Below are 23437 nucleotides of genomic sequence, written 5' to 3' on the forward strand. Positions count from 1 at the left end.
TGCCTTCCGCGTCCGACGGTAGGAAGCCGGGATTACCGGACTGTGGCGCGCGATGACCACCGGGGAACGTTGCTCTCACCCGGGCGGGCGACGGGTGGTGAGGCTCGCCCGCGGTCCAGCATGACGAGCGCGTCCTCGGCCGGTATCCAGGCGTCCGCGGGGCGTTCGAGCCATCCTTCCTCCTCGGCGAGCGCGGCCGCGGCGGTTCGCAATGCGTCGATGCCGGGGTGCTTCTGACCCTTTCGCCAGACAAGTGACACAGGGGACAGCGGGACGGGGTCGACGAGGGGGCGGAGCACTGATCCGGGCATGGCCGGAAAGTCGATGCCGGTCAATACCGGGTTACCATATTTCGACATGATGCGCCGGAATTCTTCCTCGCCGATGGCGAGCGGCGCGGGTGGCGCGATCTTGATGCCGCGTCCGTCGAACAACCGCCGGGCCAGATCGGTCCACTCCGGCGTCCGGGGATTGCCGGCGCCCGCGTAGATCGTCTCGCCCGCGAGCCGGTCCAGCGGTACGGCGTCGAGTGCGGCCAGCGGATGGTCCTCGGGCAGCACGACCGCCATCGGCTCGTAGCGCATGGGCTGTTGGGCGAGGCGCTCCCGCACGGCCGGGTCGAGCCCCGCGAACCGGCCGAAGGAGACGTCGATGCGGCCCGCGAGGAGTTCGGCGGCGGCATGCGTCAGGCCGCTCTCGTAGCGCGTCATCAGCTCATGCCCGGGGACGAGTTCGCGGGCCCGCGCGAGGACCCGCTCGTGCACGAGCCCCGGGCTGTTGACGTCCACGAGCAGGGGCCGGACCTCGGGCACGGGGCCCTTGAACGCGGCGAGCAGTTCGTCCTGCGCCTCGATCACGCGCCGCGCGTACGGCAGCAGCCGCGCCCCCTCGGCGGTGAGCGTGACCTGCCGTGTGGTCCGCCCGAACAGCTCGGCGCCCAGCTCCCGTTCGAGCCGCCGGATGTCCCGGCTGAGCGCCTGCTGGGCCACGTAGAGCCGGGCGGCGGCGCGCGTGAAGTGCAGCTCGTCGGCGACGGCGAGGAAGGCGCGCAGGAGGCGCGGCTCGATGCTGGTTGCCATCCGGGGAACCTACAACGACTTACAACACAGGTGCGTGAATCAGTACGGAGCAGGTGTTGGACCGGACGTAGGACCTGCGGTGACGCTCTTGGCATGGCTGAGACAACCACCCCGTCCGCCCCCGCGACCGCGCCCACCGCCCGGAGGACGACCTACGCCCGGCTGTTCGCCGTGCCCGGCGCCCGCGCCTTCACCCTCGGCAACCTCATCGCCCGCTTCCCGCAAGGCATGTTCAGCATCAGCGCGGTCATCATGATCTCGGGGACGCGGGGGTCGTACGCGCTCGCCGGCGCCGTCACCGCGACGGGCCTGGTCGCCAACGCGGTCGTCGGCCCCTGGACGGCACGCCTCGTCGACCGGTACGGGCAGGCCCGCGTCGCCGTCCCCGCGACCGTGGTCTCCGCGTGCGGATCGCTCGCGCTGCTCCTGTGCGTGCACTTCGGCGCGGCCGACTGGACCCTCTTCGCCGCCTATTTGGCGTCGGCGGCCACGCCCAACACGGGCGGCATGTCCCGGGCCCGCTGGGCGCACCTCCTCAAGGGCGACGCGGACGCCCTGCACACCGCGAACTCCTTCGAGCAGGCCGCCGACGAGCTGTGCTACATGCTCGGCCCGGTCGTGGCCGCCTTCCTCTGCGGCACCCTGTTCCCCGAGGCGGGCACGCTGGTCAGCGCCGTCCTGATGGTGACCGGCGTCCTGATCTTCGCCGCGCAGCGCGCCACGGAGCCCCCGCCGCACGCCCGTACGGAGGCGACGAGAACGCCGCTGCGCGCGCGTGGCATGCCGCCACTCCTCGTCGCGTTCCTCGCCACGGGCGCGATCTTCGGCTCCCTGGAGGTCGTCACGGTCGCCTTCGCGGACGCGCAGGGGCACAAGGCGTGGGCGGGCGGCGTCCTGGCGCTCCAGGCGGCGGGGTCGTGCGCGGCGGGCCTCGTCTACGGGGCGGTGAGACCGGCGGGCCCGGCCGACCGCCGCCACCCCGTGTGCGTCGCCGCGATGGCCGCCCTCATGACGCTGCCGCTGCTCGCGGCGGCCCTCACCGGTTCGCTCGTCGTGCTCGGCGGGGCGCTCCTGATCGCGGGCATGGCGACGGCACCGACGATGGTGACCGGCATGACCCTGGTCCAACAGCGCACCCCGGCGGCCCAGTTGAACGAGGGCATGACGCTCGCCGTCACCGGGCTGCTCGGCGGCATCGCGTGCGGCTCCGCGACCGGCGGCGCCGCGGTGGAGCACTGGGGCCCCACCGCGGCGTACACCGTCCCGGTCGTGGCGGCGGTGACGGCGCTGCTGCTCGCGCTCTACGGATACCTGCGCGTGCGCGGCGTCAGCAGGTGACGGGCTTGCGCCAGGCGCACTCCAGACCGTCCGCGTCGTCCTGCGCGTGCGGCGCGGACCTGCTCGCCTTCGGGGCGACGCCCGCCGCCGCCTTCTCTGCGGTCGACTTGGCGAGGGTCACGACGATCGCGTCCTCCAGCGGCTTCACCGAGGCGGCGAGGTAGTTGTTCTGGACGATGCTGTAGACGAGCTCGCGCCCGTCGGCGTCCTTCACATAGCCGGACAGGGCGCTGGCCCCGGTCAGCGACCCCGTCTTGGCGCGGGCGTTGAGCGCGGCCGGGGTGCCGCACATCCGCGTCCGCAGCGTCCCGCCGACGAACCGGTCCGGGGCGCATGCCACCGGCAGCGACCGGTACCAGTCGGCGTACCAGGGTTCGTCCCGTACGGAGAGCAGCAGGTCGGCGATCTGCCGGGCGGCGAAGTTGTTCTTGCGCGAAAGGCCCGAACCGTCGACCTGCCGGATCTTGCCCGCGTCGACCCCGGCGCCCTTCAGATAGGAGGCGATGGCCGCGATCCCGTCGCCCCAGTTGCCGGGCCGGCCCGTCGCCTCGTACGCCATGGCCTTGGTGAGCGACTCGGCGTGCATGTTGTTGGACAGCTTCATGAACGGGACGAGCAGGTCCTTCAGCGCCATGGAGGTGTGCGTGGCGAGCGCCCTGGCGCCGGGCGGGGTGGCACGGCCGGGCTTGGTGGCGCCGCTCACCCGTACGCCGTGTGCGGCGAGCGCGTCGCGGAAGACGGCGGCGGCGTACCCCGTCGGCTCCCACACGGTGACCCACTCCTTGGTGGTGTCCCCGCTGACCGGCACGGTCCCGCTGACGGTGATCGTGTTGGTGCCGTGCTGCCGTTCGACGGCGATGCTGTCCGCTCCCCCGGCGGCGACGGTGCGCGCCCGCACGTCGAACCGCACGTAGTCCGTCCTCGGCGTGACGGTGACGCGCGGCCTGTCCCCGGCCTTCGCCCCGGGTGCGACCTCGACGATGACGGTCCCGGTGTCGTAGTCGGTGTCGGGCGCGACGCTGAGCGCCGAGATCTGGGCGGCGTAGTACGAGGACTCGTCGTCGGCGCCCCAGGTGTCGCCCTGGCGGCGGTCGTCGAACCGGGTGTCGTCGGCGACCAGCCGGCCGTCGACCCTCCGCACCCCGGCGGCGGCGACGTCGGCGGCCAGCTCGTCGTAGTCGGCGGCGAGGGTGGTCGGGTCGCCGGTCCCCCGCAGATACAGGTCCCCGTGCAGGACGCCGCCGCGCACGCGCCCGGCGGCGAGCACGTCGGTGGTGAACCGGTAGCCGGGGCCGAGGACGTCCATGGCGGCGGTCGACGTGGCGAGCTTGGTGTTGGAGGCGGGCATGAGCCGCCCGGTCGGGTTGTGCTGGTACAGGGTCTCGCCGGTCGCGGCGTCGGCCACGACGACACTGGCCGCGCCGCCCTCCATGCGCGGGTCACCGAGGATCGTGTCGATAGCCTCGGGCAGCCCGCTGGGGTCGGCGTCGGCCCCGGCGCTCCCGCCCCAGGAGAGCGTGGCGGCGGCCACACCGAGGACGACGGGCCAGACCCATCTCCGGTACGCCTTGCGAGGTTCGCTGTCAGCTCTGCTCATGCCACAGGAGCATCCCGGACGCCCGGGGCCCGGCCAAGACCCACGGATCAGCCAAGACCCCAGGAGTGCCCGAGCACCTGCGCGGCGCACAGGTCCACGTCGAGGAGGTACGCCCCGGCGGTCCCGCACTGCGTGGGCCCGCTCCCCGGATCGACGGGCTGGCCGTGCCCCATGCCGGTGATGCTGTACGTCTCCACGGCGGTGGCTCCGGACGCGTCCCGGAAGACCTGGTGCGGATACCCGGCGACGGTGTCGCTCGCGTCAGCGACCTGGTCGGCGCCGCGCACATCGGTCCACTGCTCCATCAGGTCCGTCATGTTGACGGGCTTCACGGTGTAGTCGGCGGTGCCCTGGAACACGGTGAGCCTCGGCCAGGGCCCCGCGTACCCGGGCCGCGCGGCCCGCACCCGGTCGCCCCACTGCCTCGCGCTCTGTGTGGCCCCGACATACATGCAGACGTACGGGGACCCGGCGGCCTGCGCGCAGCCGTAGGGCAGCCCGGCGACGACGCCCCCGGCGGCGAACTTCTCCGGGTACGCGGCCATCATCACGGCCGTCATGGCGCCCCCGGCGCTGAGCCCGGTCACGTACACCCGGGACGGGTCGGCGCCCGCGTCGGCGACCTGCTTGTCGGCCATTTGCGCGATCGAGGCGGCCTCGCCCTGCCCGCGCGCGATGTCCCCGGCCTGGAACCAGTTGAAGCAGGACTGAAGGTTGTTGCCGGACGTCTGCTGCGGCAGCACGACGGAGAACCCCCACCGGTCGGCCAGCTCGGTCCAGCCGCTCCCGGCCCCGTACCCGGCGGCGTCCTGCGTACAGCCGTGCAGCACGACGACGACGGGCCGCCCGCGCGGCAGCCCGTCGGGCACGTGACGGAACATCCTCAGCGCACCGGGGTTGGACCCGAACCCGGTGACCTCCTGGACACCGGGCGCGGCGGCGGACGCCTGCGGAACGGCGGGCAGGAAGAGGGCGAGGAGAGCGAGCAGGACCGTGACGGCTCTGGTGTGTGTACGGGTGTCTGTCATGGGGAGCGAAGGTAGGACCGGCCCCGGGGGCTCGATATGGGGCGGGCCCACACAACGACAAAGGCCCGGCTGTGTGAACAGCCGGGCCTCAGCGCATGGGGTGGTGGAGATGGCGGGAATCGAACCCGCGTCCAACGGTGCAGCAGCAGGGCTTCTCCGAGCGCAGTTCGCTGCGATTTTCTCGGCCCCGGAGATCACGCGAACAAGTCTCCGACGGGCCCAGTCACTGTTTGATTTCCCATCGAACCCCGTGACCGGGTTCGATGGTTTAGTCCCCTAGATTATGCCAGGATCCGGGTCGGGAACATCCCCGGGCTGACACCCTTTTAGGGTCCCTCGATCACTGCTTATCAGGCAGCGAGAGCGAAGGACTGGGAATCGCGCTTAGAATTGGCGATTATTGGTTGCGACATATGGTTAACGAGATCATTGCCGCTTCCTCGGCTCGCTTCCCCTGCTTCGACATCCGCTGTCGAAACCGATCATCCCCATGTTGTTTTTTCAAAGCGGACCTCGCGGCCCTGGTGCCCCTGCCGTGAGGAGCAGTCCCATCGTACGTGACCAACGGGTGGACGTGCCAGCTTATTCCCGGCGCCGCCTCAGCGCTGCTGAGCCCGCTGGCGCCGCTTCGCCGCCGCGATCGCGCGGTCCGCGTCCCGGCGGTCCTGCTGCTCACGCAGCGTCTGGCGCTTGTCGTACTCGCGCTTGCCCTTCGCCAGCGCGATCTCGGCCTTCGCGCGGCCGTCCTTGAAGTAGATCACCAGCGGCACGATCGTGTGGCCGGTCTCCTGCGACTTCGACTCCAGCTTGTCGATCTCCTCGCGGTGCAGGAGCAGCTTGCGCTTGCGGCGCACGGAGTGGTTGGTCCACGTGCCCTGGCTGTACTCGGGGATGTGCGCGTTGTGCAGCCACGCCTCGCCGCCGTCGATCTGCACGAAGCCGTCGACCAGGGAGGCGCGGCCCTGGCGCAGCGACTTCACCTCCGTGCCGGTGAGGACGAGACCGGCCTCGTAGGTGTCGATGATCGCGTAGTCGTGGCGCGCCTTCTTGTTCTGCGCGACGATCTTGCGGGTGCCGTCCTTCTTGCCGGACGCGGTCCCCTTGCCCTGCTTGGGCTGGGACTCCTTCGGTACGAACATTGACTTGGCCATAGTGCTGGCCATTTTCGCACTACGAGGGGGTGCCGAGGCCACTCAATACCGTCTCGGCCCGCTGCCTGGCCCCGTTCTCGGCCTCCAGGTCGGGGGTGATGCCCCGGCCGTCGACGCCCCGGCCGCCGGGGGTGCGGTAGTGGCCGACGGTCAGCTCCGCGACCGAGCCGCCCGGCAGCTTGCTCGGCATCTGCACGGAGCCCTTGCCGAAGGTCCTGGTGCCCACGACGACCGCGCGGCCGCGGTCCTGGAGGGCGCCGGTGAGCAGTTCGGCCGCGCTCATCGTCCCGCTGTCGACGAGCACGACCACGGGTCTGGTGGTGTCGCCGCCGCGCGCTGCGTGCAGGGCCCGCTGCGCTCCCCGTACGTCGTACGTGGCGACGAGTCCGCCGTCCAGGAACGCGGAGGCCGCGCTGACCGCCTCGGTGACCAGGCCGCCGGAGTTCCCCCGGAGGTCGAGGATGACGCCCGCGCGCGCGGGTGCCTCGCGCACCGCCTCGCGCACCTGTGCGCCGGTGCCCTTGGTGAAGGCACTGACCTTGATGAGCCGGGCGCCGGAGCGCAGGGCGGTCGTCGTGACATTGTCCGTGGTCAGGTTGGCGCGGCGCAGCGTCTCGCTCCACGCGCGCGTGCCGCGCCGCAGCCCGACGCGCACGGGCGTGCCCGCGTGGTCGCCGCGCAGCAGGCCGAGGACCTCGGTGACGGGGCGGCCGGTGACGGGCTCGCCGTCCACGGAGGAGATGCGGTCGCCCTCGCGGACGCCGGCGAGCTGGGCGGGCGACCCTGAGCGGACCTTGGTGACCTGCACGTCGCCGTCGGCGGCGCGGCGGGCCCGCAGGCCGACGCCGGTGTACTCGCCGTCCAGGGACTGCTCGAACTCCTCGTACTCGCCCTGCGAGTAGACCGCGCCCCAGCGGTCGCCGCTGCGGCTGACGGCCTCCTCGGCGGCGAGCGTCGGGGACTTGCCGTCCTCGACGGCCTCGGCGGCGGCCTCGGTCGGGTCGGTCACCTGGTCGGCGATGTGGCGGTGGGGCGCGGCGGCGACCGAACGGCCCGGTTCCGCGGCGGAGTCCCGTGTCTCGTCGGGCCAGGAGCCGGTCGCGGCGCCCGCCGCGAGGACACCGGCGAAGACGAAGGTCAGGGCCGCCCCGCGGCCGATGCGGCGGGGCACAGGGTGCGCGGAGAGCGCGTGGAGCAGATCCTGGCGGCCTGACATGCCGGTGAGTCTAGGACAACCTGGGGCGCCGTACGGGAGGTTGACCCGCCCGGCGCCCCGTGGCACGGGGGACTCTCGTCACACCTTCAGATACTTGCGCAACGCGACGAACGCGGCCAGCGCGGGCATCAGGACGCTCACCGCGAGGATGAGCGGCAGCTTGGTGAGCACCGCGTCCCAGCCGATGAAGTTGATCAGCTGGAGCTTGTCGGAGAGCGCGACGCCGTTGTCGATCACGAAGTACTGGCCCGCGGCGAGGAAGACGCAGGCGATGCCGCCGCCGATGAGCCCGGCGACCGCGGCCTCCATGATGAACGGCGCCTGGATGTAGAAGCCGGACGCGCCGACCAGGCGCATGATGCCGGTCTCGCGGCGCCGGGAGAACGCGGAGACCCGCACGGTGTTCACGATCAGCAGCAGCGCGACCACGAGCATCACGAGCATCACGGCCCCGGCCGCGTAGTTGAGGTAGCCGAGCAGCCGGAAGAGGTTGTCGAGCACGCCCTTCTGGTCCTGCACGGACTGCACGCCGGCCCGCCCGTTGAACGCGGTGGCGATGACCTCGTACTTCTCCGGGTCCTTGAGCTTGATCCGGTACGACTCCTGCAACTGGTCCGGGGTGAGCGAACTGGCCAGCGGGGAGTCGCCGAACTGCTCCTTGTAGTGCTTGTAGGCCTCGTCCTGGGACTCGTACGACACCTTCTGGACGACGTCCATCTTGGCGAGGTCGTCCTGGATCTGCTTCTTCTGCTCGGCGGTGACCGGGCCCTTGGCGCAGTTCGGGTCGGACTCGGCGTCTCCCTTGTTGCACAGGAAGATCGAGACGTTGACCTTGTCGTACCAGAAGCCCTTCATCTGGTTGACCTGGTCGCTCATGAGCAGCGAGCCGCCGAACAGGGCGAGCGAGAGGGCCACCGAGATGATGACGGCAAAAGTCATCGTGAGGTTGCGGCGGAGGCCGACGCCGATCTCCGACAGGACGAATTGGGCACGCATAGCGCTTACTGAGCCTTTCGCAGCTTCTCTCGGTACTTCTCAGTGCTGGTAGCCGTAGACGCCGCGCGCCTGGTCGCGGACGAGACGGCCCTTCTCCAGCTCGATGACGCGCTTGCGCATCTGGTCCACGATGTTCTGGTCGTGGGTGGCCATGACGACGGTGGTGCCCGTGCGGTTGATGCGGTCGAGCAGCTTCATGATGCCGACCGACGTCTGCGGGTCCAGGTTGCCGGTCGGCTCGTCCGCGATCAGGAGCTTCGGCCGGTTCACGAACGCCCGCGCGATGGCGACGCGTTGCTGCTCACCACCGGACAACTCGCCCGGCATCCGGTCCTCCTTGCCGCCCAGGCCGACCAGGTCGAGCACCTGCGGCACGGCCTTGCGGATCTCGCCGCGGCCCTTGCCGATGACCTCCTGGGCGAACGCCACGTTCTCCCCGACCGTCTTGTTGGGCAGCAGCCGGAAGTCCTGGAAGACCGTGCCGAGCTGGCGGCGGATCTGCGGGACCTTCCAGTTGGAGACGCGGGCCAGGTCCTTGCCGAGCACGTGCACCTGGCCGTGGCTGCACCGCTCCTCGCGCAGGATGAGCCGCAGGAACGTCGACTTGCCGGAGCCGGACGAGCCGACCAGGAAGACGAACTCACCGCGCTCGACCTCCAGGGAGACATCCCTGAGAGCGGGGCGGGTCTGCTTCGGATAGACCTTGGAGACGTTGTCGAATCGGATCACGGAGCGCCTCGGAGCGTCGGGTAGGTCGGGGGCGGGGGTGCTGTGCGGGCCTCCCGTGACACCCCCTCGGTGAGCGTGACCATACGCGAACCGGCACACGCAGCGCAGGCGCCGTCCCTGGTTGCACTTTTTGTCCCGGTGCGCGGTCACGGACAGTGCCGTTTTTGTCCGCCCCGGCCCTGGTCAGGGATGCTCCCCGGGGCCTCCCGCACAGGGGCGTCGGAGGGGGCCGCGCCTAATCCGCGGGAAGCTGGCACAGTGGAGGTGGGAACGGTCGCGTTTCCCGGAGCGTTGAGCGGAGAGAACCAGTGGGAACCTGGCAGACGTCGCAGCCGGCTCCGCCGCGCGGGAGGAGGACAGGCGCATGACCTATGACCGCTTGGTGTGCGCGAACTGCGCGGCGCCCGTGAGCGAGGGCCGCTGCCCGGTGTGCCGGGCCAACCGCGAGCGGCTCCAGCAGAGCCCGTTCGCCGGGCTCAACCCCATGGCGCTGATCGCGCTCGTCGCCGTGCTCATCGCGGCGATGGCGCTGCTCGCCCATCAGACCGTCTGACCCCCCGGTCACGCGGAAGGGCCCGGAGCTGTGGCTCCGGGCCCTTCCGCGTGCACTGGCGTGTGCGCCGCGTGGTTCAGTCGTTACGCGGAGGTGTTACGCGGCCGCGCCACGGTTGCCGGCGAGGCGCGGCAGGAACCGGAAGCCGATGCCGCCCGCGATCATGGTCGCGGCGCCGATGAGCAGCACGGTGGTGCCGTCGGCACCGGTCTCGGCCAGCTCGCCGTCGTTCTTGCCCTGAGCGGCGGTCTGCTCCGCGGGGGCCGACCCGGTGTCCTGCAGGCTGTCCTTGCCCTGGCCCTGCTCGACGGGGGTGTTGTTGCCGTCGGGGTTGGTGTTGTCCCACCCACCACCGGTGGACGAGCCGCCGTTGCCGCCGCCGTTGTTGCCACCGCCGCCGTTACCGCCGCCGTTGTCACCGCCGCCGCCGTTACCGCCGCCGCCGTTGTTACCGCCGCCGTTGTTGCCGCCGCCGTTGTTGCCGCCGTTGCCATTACCGGCGTTGGTGTTGCCCGCGTTGGTGTTGCCACCGTTGCCGTTACCGGCGTTGGTGTTGCCGCCGTTGCCGTTACCTGCGTTGGTGTTGCCGGCGTTGGTGTTACCCGCGTTCTCGCCACCCGCGTTGGTGTTGCCGCCGTTGCCGTTACCGGCGTTGGTGTTGCCCGCATTGGTGTTGCCGGCGTTGGTGTTACCCGCGTTCTCGCCACCCGCGTTGGTGTTGCCGCCGTTGCCGTTACCGGCGTTGGTGTTGCCCGCGTTGGTGTTGCCGGCGTTGGTGTTGCCCGCGTTCTCGCCACCCGCGTTGGTGTTGCCCGCGTTGGTGTTGCCAGCAGTGTCATTGCCGCCGGGAAGGCCCGCGATCGTCGCGCCGCCGTCATCGCCCTCGGCGGGCACGGCCACATTCAGACCATCCTGGTCGGCGCTGACGCTCGTCAGGCCCAGAACGTCGATCTCGAGGGCGGAGGCGGCACCCGCTGCGGTCAGCGACGCACCGGCGGCGATCACCGCTCCGGCCGCTATCCGCGCCACGCGGATCCGCGTCTTCTTGGTCATATGTCTGCTACCCCCAGTAGCCAATCGTCATTGGAGCAGCGCCCGGGACCACGTTCAACCGGGGTATCAGCAGGCGTCGATGTCGACCCGCCCCCCGTTCACACGCGTCCCACTGATACGCATGCCGCGCGCCAGCCTTCCCAGTTTCCGGATCAACGTCAAGGTCGTTGCGTACGCGATGACCGGATATGGGGCGAGTTGACCGCCGTACGGTCATGTGACTGTGACGTAAAACCCCGAAGGACCTTCACAGTCGAGAAATGCCCGCCAAAAACAAAGCAACTGCCGCCCGGAAGGCGACAGTTACCTTGTCGACAAATCGCGGAAAGCCGCGGAGCGGATCCGCTCGGGTTACTTCTCCTGCTGCTTGCGCCAGCGAATTCCCGCCTCGATGAACCCGTCGATCTCACCGTCGAGCACGGCCTGTGGGTTGCCGACCTCGAACTCGGTGCGGAGGTCCTTGACCATCTGGTACGGGTGCAGGACGTAGGAGCGCATCTGGTTGCCCCAGGAGCTGCCACCGTCCTTGAGGGCGTCCATCTTGGCCCGCTCCTCCTGGCGCTGGCGCTCCAGGAGCTTGGCCTGGAGGACGTTCATCGCCGTGGCCTTGTTCTGGATCTGCGAGCGCTCGTTCTGGCAGGAGACCACGATGCCGGTGGGGAGGTGGGTCAGGCGGACCGCGGAGTCCGTCGTGTTGACGCCCTGGCCACCGGGTCCGGACGAACGGTAGACGTCGACGCGCAGGTCCGACTCGTCGATCTCGACGTGGTCGGTCTGCTCTACGACGGGAAGCACCTCGACACCGGCGAACGACGTCTGGCGGCGGCCCTGGTTGTCGAACGGGGAGATGCGCACGAGGCGGTGCGTGCCCTGCTCGACGGAGAGCGTGCCGTAGGCGTACGGCGCCTGCACGGCGAAGGTGGTCGACTTGATGCCGGCCTCTTCCGCGTACGACGTCTCGTAGATCTCGGTCTTGTAGCCGTGGCGCTCGGCCCAGCGCAGGTACATGCGCTGGAGCTGCTCGGCGAAGTCCGCGGCGTCGACGCCGCCGGCCTCGGCGCGGATGTTGACCAGCGCCTCGCGGGAGTCGTACTCGCCGGACAGGAGCGTACGGACCTCCATCTCGTCCAGCGCCTTCTTCACCGAGGTCAGCTCGGACTCGGCCTCCGCGCGGGTGTCCGGGTCGTCCTCCTCCTCGGCCATCTCGAAGAGCACGGAGAGATCGTCGATCCTGCCGCGCAGCGCCTCGGCCTTGCGGACCTCCGCCTGGAGGTGGCTCAGCTTGCTGGTGATCTTCTGCGCCGCCTCCGGGTCGTCCCACAGGGACGGCGCGGCCGCCTGCTCCTCGAGCACGGCGATATCTGCCCTCAGCTTGTCGAGGTCCAGGACGGCCTCGATCGACTCCATGGTCGAGGAGAGGGACTTCAGCTCTTCGGATACATCGACGACTGCCACAGGACCAGCCTAACGGCTGGTGCAAGTGATCCGTCCCGGGCGGCCCGGCGGGCCCCCGGCTAGGGGATCTCCGGGGCCGAGTTGTTGCTGTCGCCCGGCGGGGTGTCGTCGGAGCCGGAGGAGGTGGCCGCCCAGACGCCGCCGCCGATGGCCGCCGCCGCGACGAGGCCGACGACGCCGAGGGTGATGCGGCGGCGGCGCGCGGGGTGCCGGTTGCGGGCCGAGCCGGGGCGGCGGGCGCCGGTGGCGCGCGGCGCGCGGGCGGTCCCGCGGGCGCCCCCGGCCAGCTCGTCCGGGGCGGGGACGCGCATGGAGGTGTGGGTGTCGCGGTTGGAGTCGGCGGGGGCGGCGCCGGGGACCAGGGAGACGGCGCCGCGGCGGGGCGCGGCGGTCCCGGTGGGCTCAGGGGCGGCGGAGCGGGCCCGCTCGGCCGCCGGGTCGGTGGCGTCGCCCTCGGCGCTGTCGTCGGACTCGTCGGGGTCGTGGACGTCGAGCGGGGCCATGCCCGCCAGCATCGGGGCCAGCTCGCGCAGGCGGGCGGCCAGCTCGGAGGCGCGCAGCCGGGAGGCCGGGGCCTTGGCGAGGCACTGGATGAGGAGCTGCCACAGCTCGTCGGGGATGCCGGGGAGCGGGACGACGGTCTCGGTGACGTGGCGGCGCAGGATGGCACCGGGGTGGCCGCCGCCGAACGGGGTGAAGCCGGCCAGAAGCTCGTAGAGGACCGTCGCGAGGGCGTAGATGTCGACGGCGGCGCGCGGCGGGAGGCCCTCGATGATCTCGGGCGCCAGATAGTCCGGGGTGCCGATGATCTTCGTGGCGCGGGTGCGGCGCGGGGTGTCGATGAGCTTGGCGACGCCGAAGTCGGTGAGGAGGGCGGGGTGGGCGCCGCCGGGGCCGAGGGGGCCCTCCATGTCGAGCAGCACGTTCTCCGGCTTCACGTCGCGGTGGACGATGCCGGCGGCGTGGGCGGCGGCCAGCGCGTCGGCGATGTCGGCGGCGATGGCGACGGCGGCCTCGGGGGCGAGGCGCTTCTCGCGGTCCAGGCGGGTGCGCAGGTCGGTGCCGCGGACGAGGTCCATGACGAGCGCCAGGTCGTTGCCGTCGACGACGAGGTCGTGGACGCCGACCACGCGCGGGTGGTCGAGGCTCAGCAAGGCGGTGCGCTCCTGGACGAAGCGGCCGACCAGCTCCTGGTCGGAGGCGAGGTCCTCGCGCAGCGTTTTGATGGCGACGGGACCCTCCGGCCCCTCGCCCAGCCACACCGTGCCCGCACTGCCGCGCCCCAGGATCTGGTGTGCGGTGTACCGGCTGCCGATCTTCCGTGCCAAGGCTGCTCCTACAGACGCGTGTTGGCGCCCAAGCTACGCGGCTCGGACGCCAACCAACGCATCAGGAGGCGAAATCACCCGCTGGGTGTCGACAAATCTCCAACATCACCGATCGCAGTCGGCTCAGTTGCTCAGGCTGCCGATCCAGTCGGTGGCCGTCGAGAACCAGTCGGAGAGCTGCGCCCAGTACCCCTTGCCGGTGCCGATCCAGTCCTGGAGCGGGGTGAACTCCCAGACCAGCCAGGACACCACGAACAGGATGACGATCATGAACAGGCAGCCCTTGAGGCAGCCGAGACCGGGGATCTTCATCGGGTTGGCGCTGCGGCGGCGCGGCTCGCGCGGTTCACGCGGCTCGCGCGCGGGCGGCGCCTGCCGGGGCGGCGTGGGCGGCGCGTACTGCTGCGGCTGCGGGCGCGGCTGCTGGCGCTGCGGGGCGTACGGCTCGGGCTGCTGCTGCGGGCGCTGCTGGCGTCCGCGCGGCTGCTGCGGGGCGTACTGCTGCGGCCTGGGCTGCTGCTGCTCGGGGCGGGCGACCTGGCGCTGCGGGCGGCGGCGCAGGGGGTCCTGGTTCGGGTCGAGGTACTGGACCTGCGTCTGCTCGTTGCGGTCGCGGGCGGCGCGCATCTGGTTCTGCCAGGGGTGCGGGTCGTCCGGGTTGCCGCTCTGCGGCTGCTGGCCGGGCTGGTGCGACGGGACGGGCGGCATGACGGCGGTCGGGTCGGCGGCGCCGCGATTGCCGGGCAGGACGGACGTCGGGTCCGCGTCGGAGTACTGGTTGCCCTGGTTGCCCTGTTGATTGCCCTGCTGCTGCATGACGCTGGTGGCGGCGTTCGGGTCGTACGTCGCCGCGTTGTTCGGCAGCACTTGGGTCGGGTCGGCGGCGCCCGGGACCTGCGCCGGGTCCGGGTCGGGCGCCAGGAGGGCGCCGACGCCCTCGGCGGCGGCGATCTGCGCGCTGCTCGCGTGCACGCCGATGCCCTCGGCGACGGTACGCAGCGCACGCGCGAGGTTCTCGGCGCTCGGCCGGTCCTCCGGGTTCTTGCGCAGGCAGCGCTCGATGACCGTCCACAGCGGGTCGGGGACGGTCGAGGGGCGGCGCGGTTCGGCGCTGAGGTGCTGGTGCAGGACTTCGAGCGCCGAGCCGCCGGAGAACGGCGGGCGCCCGGTGACCAGCTCGTACAGCAGGATGCCCGCGCCGTAGATGTCGACGGCGCTGGTCTGCGGGCGGCCCTCGGCGGACTCGGGGGCCACGTACGCGGGCGTGCCGACGAACTCGTGGGTGCGGGTCAGGCCCGGCGAGTCGGCGAGGCGCGCGATGCCGAAGTCGGTGAGCATCGGGTGCATGCCCGCGTCGTCCTGCTTGAGGAGGACGTTGGCGGGCTTCAGGTCGCGGTGCACGACGCCGTCGGCGTGGCTGGCGGCGAGCGCGTCGGCGATCTGGGCGGTCAGGAGCGCGGCGGCGACCGGCGAGAACGGGCCGTTCTCCCGCAGGTAGCGGTGCAGGTCGGGACCGTCGATGAGGTCCATCACCAGGGCGAGCAGCTCGCCCTCCACGACCAGGTCGCGGGTGCGCACGATGTTCGGGTGCGTCAGGCGGAGCAGGACGGAGCGCTCGCGCAGGAAGCGCATCACCACGTCCGCGTCGTTCGCCAGCTCCTCCTTGAGGACCTTGATGGCGACGGTCTCGCCGGGCTGCCCGGCGACGGCCGCCTCGGCGCCCGCGGTCTCGCGCTGGCGGGCTCGCCAGACGGTGCCCGTGGCGCCGCGTCCGAGCGGCTCCTCGAGCAGGTACTTGCTGCCTACCGGCCGCACGTCATGCGCTCCCTGCATCGGTACTTGCGTGATCTGCCCCGGTCCCGGGTGCCGCGACCCACTCTAGTGGCGGCGTCCGCGGTACCGGTGAGGACAAACCCGTGTTCGACGGGAAGACGCCGCTTCCCGGTCCTTGGTTGCCATGCGGCGACGTGAGTGATCTCAAGCCGCACCCAGGCGGCCCGGAGCAGGCACTTTGCGGGCAGAGCCGACCAATCAAGATCACTTACGGGTGGGGGGCGGGCGTGTTGTCGGTGGCAGGTGCGAGGATGCCTTGCAGCACTGGCTGATGTGCCCGTGGCGAGGGGGAAGCGCGGTGGGGGGACCGCGGGCCGACCCGTCCCGGGCGCCCGCGCAGAAGGGACCGCAGACGGCGATGCAGATCCGCCTTACCGTCGTAGACCCCCTGGGCACGCGCCCCGACGCGGCCACGCGCGAAGGAGCCGCGTCCGCCACGGTGGACGTGCTGGTCACCGCCCCGTCCGGCACCGCGCTCGCCGCCGTCGCCTCCGGCCTCGCCGCCGCCGTCGCGGGCGGCGACGCGCCGACCTCCGTGCTGTACGCGGGCGCCGAGCGGCTCGACGCCCAGCGCTGCCTCCTCGGCGAGCCGCCCCTGACCGACGGCGCGGTCCTCTCGCTCGGCGCCCCCACCGACCCCGGCCCCGACCCGTCCGACGGCGCGGCGCAACTGCACGTCGTGGCCGGACCCGACGCGGGCGGCGTCCACCTCCTCCACGGCGGCCAGGTCCGCATCGGCCGCTCCGCCGACGCCGACGTCCCGCTGGACGACCCGGACGTCTCACGCCTGCACTGCGCGGTGACGCTGACGCCCGACGGCCGGATCACGGTCGCCGACCTGGGCTCGACCAACGGCACGACCCTCGACGGCCGCCCCCTCGACGAACGCCCCGCCCGCCTCGCCCCCGGCGCACTCCTGCGCCTCGGCGAATCGGCGCTGCGGGTCGTGACGGCGGACGACGCCGCGCGCCCGGCGGCGGTCGCCACGGCGCCGGACGGGGAAGGCCACGTACGGGTCGCGTGCGGCGCCAGCAGCGGACCGGCCCCGGCAAGCGGCCACCCGGCAGCGGCCCCGCCCGAGGAGACCCGGCACGCCTACGGGGACGCCTCCTGGGGCGCAGCCGGAGAAAGCCCGGCCCCGGTCGCCCGGTCCGTCGTCCCCGACCAGGGCGGCGCCCCCGGCATCGAGCAGGCCCCCCTCGGCACCCCGCCGCGCGGCACCGCGCTCCCCCGCGCCCCGCGCCGCCGGGGCGGACTCGGGCGGCTGCTGCGGCGCGGCCGGGACGAGCAGGACCAGCAGCACGAGATCCACGAGCCGTACACGCTGCGCACACCCCACCCGCCCGAGCCGTACGAGGACGGGCCGGACCCCGCGCCGCCCACCGGCATCCCCGGCCCCGCCACCGCCGAGACCTGGCCCGACGCCGCGGCCCTGCTGCTCACCGCCCTCGGCCCCGGGCCCCGGCTGTGGGAGCGCGGGCCGGGGCACCCGGAGGACCTGGCGGTGCGGCTCGGCACCGTCGACCGGACCGGCCCCGGCGGCAGCGGCCTGCTGCCCGCCGTTCCGGTGACCGTGGGGCTCGCCGAGGCCGGGGCGCTCGGCCTCGCCGGACCGCGAACGCGCCTCGCCGGGCTCGCCCGGTGCGTCCTCGCCCAGCTCGCCGCCCTGCACGCGCCGGACCGCCTGGAGATCGTCCTGATCGCCACGGACCGGGCCCGGAGCGAGGCCGAGCGCGTGGCGGAGTGGTCCTGGCTCGGCTGGCTGCCGCACGTACGCCCCGCACACGGGCAGGACTGCCGGCTGCTCCTCGCCTACGACCGGGAACAGGCGGCCGCGCGCACCGGCGAACTGCTGCGACGCCTGGAGGACCACGCGGCCGGGCTGCGCCCCGGCCGCGACGAGCCGGTCACCGGCGAGGAGACGGCGGTCGTCCCGACCGTCGTCGTCATCGACGGCGACCCGGGATCGGCGACCCTGCGGGAAGCCGCCGCGCGCCTCGCGGCGGAAGGAGCGCCCGCGGGCATCCACGTGCTGTGCCTGGCGGAAGCACCGGCCGCGTCCCCCGCCTCCCCCGTCGACGAGACGTACGAGGCGGCGTGCGCGCAGAGCCCCGCGTTCCGGGCGTGCGGTGCCGTCGCCCTGCTCAGCGGAGACGTGGCGACGGCGCTGCGGCTGCACCGGGCGGCGCGAGGACAACTCGTCGGACACGGGACGGTCGCCACGGTCGACGCGGTGTCACTGCCGTGGGCCGAGCGGTTCGCGCGGGCGCTCGCCCCCCTCCGCACCGACACCTCCGGCGGGGCCGGGGCACGACAGGCGCGGGTCTCCGCGCCGCTGCCGCAGTCCGCGCGGCTCCTCGACGAACTGGGGCTCGCGCGGGCCACCCCGGCGTCCCTGATGGCGCGCTGGGCCGCCGCAGCCGACGACGCCGGGTCGCTCGGGGGACGGGTGTGGGCGGTGCTCGGGGCGGGGCCGCGCGGGCCGGTCGCCGTGGACCTGGCCGCCGACGGCCCGCACCTGCTGATCGAAGGCCCAGCGGGCAGTGGCCGTACGGAACTTCTGCGCTCCGTCGCCGCGTCCTTGGCTGCGGCCGAACGGCCCGACCGGCTCGGCATCGTGCTCGTGGACGGGCAGGGCGGCGGTACGGGGGCCGAGCGGGTCGAAGGGCTCCGGGTCTGCACGGACCTGCCGCACGTCACCACACACCTGGCCGCCAACGACCCTGTGCGGATGCGGGAGTTCGCGCAATCCCTGACGACCGAGCTGAAGCGGCGCGCCGAACTCATAGGGCGCACGCACTTCACGGAGTGGCACACGCAGCGGGTGGTGGCAGGGCGGATGGTGACGCAGCGGATCGGCTCATCGTCATCATCGGCTTCATCGTCGTCATCGGCGTCATCGTCAGCATCGGTGTCGGACGGGGCCGGGGATCTGGAGACGGCGCCGAGTTCGACGATACGGCTGCGGCCGGGCGGGGCGCGGGACAAGACCGAGGCGGTGGCTCCGTTGCCGCGGCTCGTCGTGATCGTCGATGACCTGGACGCGCTGCTGGCGCCGCCCCTCGGATCGCCCGGGCGGCCCGCCGCGGGGTCCGTCGTACGGGCGCTCGAGGCTGTCGCCCGGGACGGGGAGCGGCTCGGGGTGCATCTCGTGGCCGGGTTCGGGGTCGGGGGCGGGCCCGGGTGGGGGGCGGCTCGGCCGCGGGTCGTGCTCGAAGCCGTGGGGGCGGGGGTGGATGATCCGGCGCCCGGGCGGGGGAGGTTGCTCGGGGTGGACGGGCGGGACGTCGGGGTTCAGGTCGGGCGGGTCACCGGGCGGATTCCGCGTACGGCTACGCAGCGGCCCACGGTCGTCGTCCTGGACTGGGCCCGCATGGGCGATCCTCCGGACCGCCGCCCCGTACGAGAACTGGGCAACGGGCCGACCGACCTGGCCCTCTTGGCCTCGGCCCTGGACCGAGCGGCCCGCTCCGTCTCAGCGCGCGAGGTCCCCTCGCTGCTGTGACCTTGGCCCGGGCCGGGCTGCTCGCGCGGTGACCCGGTGCTGGGGTGCCGCCGGGTGGGGAGGGGCGTTTGCGGGGGCCTGCTCGCACGGTGACCCATCGCTGGGTGCCGCCGGGCGGGGTGTTTGCAGGGCCCTGCTTCTGCGGTGGCCCGGCGCTGGGGTGCCGCCTTGCCCACCCTGCCGCCCCAGGCGGCAGATTGCCCAAGGCGGGGCGGGGAGGTGCGGGGGGCGGCAGGTTGCCCACGGCGGCGCGGGAGGCGCCCAGGGTGGGGGTGGTGGATGGCAGATTGCCCAAGGCGGGCGGGGTACTTGCAGGGGCCTGCTCGCACGGTCACCCGGCGCTGGGGGCCGCCTTGCCCACCCTGCCGCCCCAGGCGGCAGATTGCCCAAGGCGGGGCGGGACCACCGGGGTGCACCCGCGTGGCGGCGGGAGGGGACGTGTCGGGGTGCCCCCGCAGGACACCGCCGGAATTCAGCGCCGGATACGCGACCTCTGGGCGGACAGCGGGGGGCCAGACCTATCCGGCCGAGGAGGTACGCCGGCGCGGCCCCGACCCACCATCCGACCGGCGGCGTCCACAGCACCGCGGAAAGAACGTCAGTTCCGCCCCGCCCCGAGCCCAGACTGCGGCCCAATGCCCCGCCGTAACTCCTGCCCCCGGTAACGGCGTTGACGCATCACGACCCCGTCACGATCACCCCCCTGAGCGCACAGGCACCCTTGCCGGTCGTCCCTGGTCGGGCGTAGACCAGTGCGCACGGGTCACCGCCCAGGTGAAGCGTTCAGGACGAGAACGGGGCAGCGATGCGCAGCACTCTTCGTACACCCATATTCCGCCGAGCCCTCGTGGCCGTGGCCGTCGGGTCACTGGCCCTCGGGCTCACCTCCTGCGGGGACGACAAGAAGGACGAGAAGTCCGGCGGGGGCGAGAGCAAGTCCCCCGCCTCCAGCGTCCAACTGCCGAAGCTGAACGGCGAGTCGCTGGAGATCGCCGCGGTGTGGACCGGCGACGAGCAGAAGAACTTCAAGCAGGTGCTGGCGGAGTTCGAGAAGCGGACGGGCGCGAAGGTGACGTTCGTCCCGGCGCAGGACCCGATCATCAACTTCCTGGGTTCGAAGGTGGCGGGCGGCGCCCCGCCGGACGTGGCGATGCTGCCGCAGCCGGGCGCGATCAAGCAGGCGGTGGACAAGAAGTGGGCGAAGCCGCTGGGCAAGGAGGCCCAGGCGCAGCTCACGAAGAACTACAGCAAGGGCTGGCAGGACCTGGGGAAGGTGAACGGGACGCAGTACGCCGCGTACTACAAGGCCGCGAACAAGTCCCTGGTCTGGTACAACACCGCCGTCTTCGAGAACGCGGCGGCGAAGGAGCCGAAGACGTGGAAGGAGTTCCTGTCGACGGCGCAGGCGATCTACGACTCGGGTGTGACCCCGGTGTCGATCGGCGGAGCCGACGGCTGGCCGCTGACGGACTGGTTCGAGAACGTCTATCTGTCGCAGGCGGGCCCGGAGAAGTACGACCAGCTGGCGAAGCACCAGATCAAGTGGACGGACCCGTCGGTGAAGCAGGCGCTGACGACGCTGGCGCAGCTGTGGGGCAAGAGCGACTTCATCGCGGGCGGCAACAAGGGCGCCGTGCAGACGGAGTTCACGAAGTCGGTGGAGCAGACGTTCACGGGCGGTGACAACCCGAAGGCCGGCATGGTCTACGAGGGCGACTTCGCGCAGGTGAACATCGAGCAGTCGAAGGCGAAGATCGGGACGGACGCGAAGGTGTTCCCGTTCCCGGCGGTCGGCGCGGACGCCCCGGTGGTCAGCGGCGGCGACGCGGCGGTGATCCTGAAGGACTCGAAGGCGTCGCAGGCGCTGGTGACGTGGCTGGCGTCGCCGGAGGCGGCGACGATCCAGGCGAAGCTGGGCGGCTACCTCTCCCCCAACAAGAGCGTGGACCTGTCGGCGTACCCGAACGAGGTGCAGCGCACGATCGCCAAGTCCCTGATCGACGCGGGTGACAGCTTCCGCTTCGACATGTCGGACCAGACCCCGCAGGCGTTCGGCGGCACCCCCGGCAAGGGCGAGTGGAAGGCGCTGCAGGACTTCCTGATGAACCCGAAGAACGTGGCGGGCACGCAGTCGACCCTGGAGGCCGAGGCGGCCAAGGCGTACAAGGACTGAGGCGTGCGCAAGGACCAAGGATCAAGGACTAAGGACTGACGCCACGATGACCTCGGCCGCCGACGGCGGCGGCCCGGACCGCACCGCCAAGTCACCGGAGAGACAGGGTGATTTGGCGGGACGGTCGTCCGGGCCCGCCCCCGACCCCACCGCACCCCGTAGGAACCCTTCGCGGTTCAAGAGCGTCACCGGCACCCGCCGGACCGTCGCGTTCCTGTTCCTGCTGCCCGCGCTCGTCCTGCTCGGCGCGCTGGTCGTGTACCCGATCGGGTACTCGATCGTGCGGAGCTTCTTCGACGCGTCGGGCGGCTCGTTCATCGGTTTCGACAACTACGAGACCCTGTTCACGCGCGCCGACACGAAGGCGGCGATCAACAACAACATCTTCTGGGTGGTGCTCGCCCCGACGGTCGCCACGGCGCTGGGTCTGATCTTCGCCGTGCTGACGGAGCGGATTCGCTGGGGCACCGCGTTCAAGCTGGTCGTCTTCATGCCGATGGCGATCTCGATGCTGGCCGCGGGCATCATCTTCCGGCTCGTGTACGACCAGGACCCGGAGAAGGGCGCGGCGAACGCGGTGTGGGTCGGCATCCATGACACGTTCGTCGACTCGTCGGCGTTCCCGAAGGCGCATCCGCGGCCGAACGGGGAGCTTGCGGGCAAGAGCGGCGGCCCGTACCTCACCAAGGAGCCGGTCAAGGCCGGGCAGCCGGTGAAGCTGGCGCTGGTCGGTGTGGCCGCGGACCAGATGCCGAAGGACGCGAAGCCGGCGAAGGCGGCGCCCACCTCGTCCGGTGAGATCACCGGCACGGTCTGGCAGGACTTCACGCTCGGCAAGGGCGCGGGCGGCGTCAACGGCATCGACGCGACCGAGCTCGGCTACCCGGGCATGAAGATCGAGGCGGTCAAGGGCGGCAAGGTGGTGGCGTCGACGACGGCCGCTGCCGACGGGACGTTCACGCTCCCCGCCGAGGCGGACGGCGCGAAGCTGCGCCTGCCGCAGTCGAACTTCGCGGAGGCGTACAACGGCGTCGACTGGCTCGGCGACAAGAAGTTCTTCACGATCCACCTGGGCGGATTCGATCTCTACCTGAACATCGTGACGACGTCGATCATGGTGTCGTACGTATGGATGTGGGCCGGGTTCGCGATGGTGCTGATCGGCGCGGGGCTCGCGAGCATCCCCAGGGAGTTGCTGGAAGCGGCGCGCGTGGACGGAGCCACGGAGTGGCAGGTGTTCCGGCGGGTCACGGTGCCCCTGCTCGCGCCGGTGCTCGCCGTCGTCCTGGTGACGCTGATGATCAACGTGCTGAAGATCTTCGACCTGATCTTCATCATCGCGCCGGGCTCCTCGCAGGACGACGCGAACGTCCTGGCGCTGCAGCTGTACCGGTCGGCGTTCAGTGAGGGCAACGAGGGTCTGGCGAGCGCGATCGCGGTCCTGCTCCTGCTGCTCGTGATCCCGGTGATGTGGTTCAACATGAGGCGGCTTCGACGGGAGGCACGACGATGACGACCGTCGACGAGACAGTGCACAAGGAGCGTTCGTTCGCGGGCCGCGTCGTCGACAAGCTGGGCAGCGGAGTCCTTCAGTTCGTGCTCATCCTGGTGGGCGCGCTGTGGCTGGTGCCCACGGTGGGGCTGCTGCTCTCCTCCTTGCGCAGCCCCGAGGACATGGCGGCGAGCGGCTGGTGGAAGGTGTTCAGCAAGCCCTCGCAGTTGACCTTCGACAGCTACAGCAGCCTTCTTGAGAACGCCGATGTCACGAAGTCGCTGGTCAACACGGCGCTGATCACGGTGCCCGCGACGCTGCTGGTGATCGTCATCGGTTCGCTCGCCGGGTACGCGTTCGCGTGGATGGAGTTCCCGGGCCGCGACTGGTGGTTCCTGATCGTGGTGGGGCTGCTCGTGGTGCCGGTGCAGCTGGCCCTCGTACCGATCGCGAAGCTCTTCGGCGACATCGGGATCTTCGGTTCGCTGTTCGGCGTGATCCTCTTCCATGTCGGGTTCGGGCTGCCGTTCGCGGTGTTCCTGCTGCGGAACTTCTTCGCGGAGATCCCCAGGGAACTCCTGGAGGCGGCGCGCCTGGACGGGGCGGGCGAGCTGCGCCTGTTCGTGCGCGTGGTGATGCCGCTCGGCGGTCCGGCGATCGCCTCGCTCGGCATCTTCCAGTTCCTGTGGGTGTGGAACGACATGCTGGTGGCGCTGATCTTCACGGACACCGACAGTCAGCCGATCACGGTCGCGCTGCAGACCCAGGTGCGACAGTTCGGCAACAACGTGGACGTGCTGGGCCCGGGCGCGTTCATCTCGATGATCATCCCGTTGGCCGTGTTCTTCGCCTTCCAGCGGCAGTTCGTTTCGGGCGTGATGGCGGGCGCGGTGAAATAGGCGCCAGAAGCC

Annotated in this window: 17 protein-coding genes and 1 other RNA gene; 6 read left to right on the forward strand and 12 right to left on the reverse strand. The window is 71.7% G+C overall.

The window, feature by feature from the left end; translation table 11 throughout:
* Nucleotides 1-32 precede the first annotated feature (32 nt).
* Entirely contained in the window at nucleotides 33-1079 is a 1047-nt protein-coding gene (locus tag ABZ877_RS15695; protein ID WP_361070319.1) for a LysR family transcriptional regulator, read from the reverse strand.
* Nucleotides 1080-1172: 93 nt separating this feature from the next.
* Here ABZ877_RS15695 and ABZ877_RS15700 point away from each other — a divergent pair, with 93 nt between their 5' ends.
* Nucleotides 1173-2417 carry an MFS transporter gene (locus ABZ877_RS15700; RefSeq protein WP_361070322.1) on the forward strand — a complete coding sequence of 415 codons (1245 nt, stop codon included), beginning with the start codon at nucleotides 1173-1175 and terminating at the stop codon, nucleotides 2415-2417.
* On the opposite strand, the gene dacB is transcribed toward ABZ877_RS15700, so the two are convergent.
* The 7 genes from dacB to ftsE all read right to left on the reverse strand — a co-directional run bounded on the left by dacB (nucleotide 2407) and on the right by ftsE (nucleotide 9134).
* The gene (dacB, locus tag ABZ877_RS15705) at nucleotides 2407-4014 is read right to left on the reverse strand and encodes a D-alanyl-D-alanine carboxypeptidase/D-alanyl-D-alanine-endopeptidase (RefSeq protein ID WP_361070325.1); all 1608 of its coding nucleotides are present in this window, start codon (nucleotides 4012-4014) and stop codon (nucleotides 2407-2409) included. The genes ABZ877_RS15700 and dacB overlap by 11 nt on opposite strands.
* A 47-nt stretch (nucleotides 4015-4061) precedes the next feature.
* Entirely contained in the window at nucleotides 4062-5042 is a 981-nt protein-coding gene (locus ABZ877_RS15710; protein WP_361070328.1) for a PHB depolymerase family esterase, read from the reverse strand.
* Nucleotides 5043-5143: 101 nt separating this feature from the next.
* Nucleotides 5144-5532, reverse strand: a transfer-messenger RNA (tmRNA) gene (ssrA, locus tag ABZ877_RS15715).
* A gap of 109 nt (nucleotides 5533-5641) precedes the next feature.
* A complete protein-coding gene (smpB, locus tag ABZ877_RS15720) occupies nucleotides 5642-6181 on the reverse strand; it encodes an SsrA-binding protein SmpB (protein WP_361070331.1) in 540 nt (179 codons plus the stop codon).
* A 31-nt stretch (nucleotides 6182-6212) separates the two neighbouring features.
* Entirely contained in the window at nucleotides 6213-7409 is a 1197-nt protein-coding gene (locus ABZ877_RS15725) for a S41 family peptidase (RefSeq protein WP_361070334.1), read from the reverse strand.
* Between the two features lie 78 nt (nucleotides 7410-7487).
* On the reverse strand, nucleotides 7488-8405 hold the full coding sequence (ftsX, locus tag ABZ877_RS15730) for a permease-like cell division protein FtsX (protein WP_361070337.1): 918 nt from the start codon (nucleotides 8403-8405) through the stop codon (nucleotides 7488-7490).
* A gap of 39 nt (nucleotides 8406-8444) precedes the next feature.
* On the reverse strand, nucleotides 8445-9134 hold the full coding sequence (ftsE, locus tag ABZ877_RS15735) for a cell division ATP-binding protein FtsE (protein ID WP_361070340.1): 690 nt from the start codon (nucleotides 9132-9134) through the stop codon (nucleotides 8445-8447).
* Nucleotides 9135-9498: 364 nt separating this feature from the next.
* Here ftsE and ABZ877_RS15740 point away from each other — a divergent pair, with 364 nt between their 5' ends.
* Nucleotides 9499-9687 carry a hypothetical protein gene (locus ABZ877_RS15740; protein ID WP_361070343.1) on the forward strand — a complete coding sequence of 63 codons (189 nt, stop codon included), beginning with the start codon at nucleotides 9499-9501 and terminating at the stop codon, nucleotides 9685-9687.
* Nucleotides 9688-9783: 96 nt separating this feature from the next.
* On the opposite strand, the gene ABZ877_RS15745 is transcribed toward ABZ877_RS15740, so the two are convergent.
* The 4 genes from ABZ877_RS15745 to ABZ877_RS15760 all read right to left on the reverse strand — a co-directional run bounded on the left by ABZ877_RS15745 (nucleotide 9784) and on the right by ABZ877_RS15760 (nucleotide 15338).
* The gene (locus ABZ877_RS15745) at nucleotides 9784-10740 is read right to left on the reverse strand and encodes a hypothetical protein (RefSeq protein ID WP_361070346.1); all 957 of its coding nucleotides are present in this window, start codon (nucleotides 10738-10740) and stop codon (nucleotides 9784-9786) included.
* Nucleotides 10741-11091: 351 nt separating this feature from the next.
* Nucleotides 11092-12195, reverse strand: coding sequence for a peptide chain release factor 2 (prfB, locus tag ABZ877_RS15750; protein ID WP_361070349.1), 1104 nt, complete (start codon nucleotides 12193-12195; stop codon nucleotides 11092-11094).
* Nucleotides 12196-12254: 59 nt separating this feature from the next.
* Nucleotides 12255-13523: a serine/threonine-protein kinase gene (locus ABZ877_RS15755; protein WP_361070352.1), complete on the reverse strand. Its 1269-nt coding sequence runs from the start codon at nucleotides 13521-13523 to the stop codon at nucleotides 12255-12257.
* Between the two features lie 123 nt (nucleotides 13524-13646).
* Complete coding sequence (locus ABZ877_RS15760) at nucleotides 13647-15338, reverse strand: serine/threonine-protein kinase (RefSeq protein WP_361070355.1); 1692 nt, start codon at nucleotides 15336-15338, stop codon at nucleotides 13647-13649.
* A 376-nt stretch (nucleotides 15339-15714) separates the two neighbouring features.
* Here ABZ877_RS15760 and ABZ877_RS15765 point away from each other — a divergent pair, with 376 nt between their 5' ends.
* The 4 genes from ABZ877_RS15765 (at nucleotide 15715) to ABZ877_RS15780 (ending at nucleotide 23425) form a co-directional block, all read left to right on the forward strand.
* Nucleotides 15715-18861, forward strand: a complete 3147-nt coding sequence (locus ABZ877_RS15765) for an FHA domain-containing protein (RefSeq protein ID WP_361070358.1) — start codon at nucleotides 15715-15717, stop codon at nucleotides 18859-18861.
* Between the two features lie 805 nt (nucleotides 18862-19666).
* Nucleotides 19667-21034 carry an extracellular solute-binding protein gene (locus ABZ877_RS15770; RefSeq protein WP_361070360.1) on the forward strand — a complete coding sequence of 456 codons (1368 nt, stop codon included), beginning with the start codon at nucleotides 19667-19669 and terminating at the stop codon, nucleotides 21032-21034.
* Nucleotides 21035-21080: 46 nt separating this feature from the next.
* Entirely contained in the window at nucleotides 21081-22547 is a 1467-nt protein-coding gene (locus tag ABZ877_RS15775) for a sugar ABC transporter permease (RefSeq protein WP_361070362.1), read from the forward strand.
* Nucleotides 22544-23425, forward strand: a complete 882-nt coding sequence (locus ABZ877_RS15780) for a carbohydrate ABC transporter permease (protein ID WP_361070365.1) — start codon at nucleotides 22544-22546, stop codon at nucleotides 23423-23425. The genes ABZ877_RS15775 and ABZ877_RS15780 overlap by 4 nt, the downstream gene beginning before the upstream one ends.
* Nucleotides 23426-23437: the final 12 nt, after the last annotated feature.

Origin of the sequence: Streptomyces sp. NPDC046939, assembly GCF_040644575.1 — a bacterium.
GTDB lineage: Bacteria > Actinomycetota > Actinomycetes > Streptomycetales > Streptomycetaceae > Streptomyces.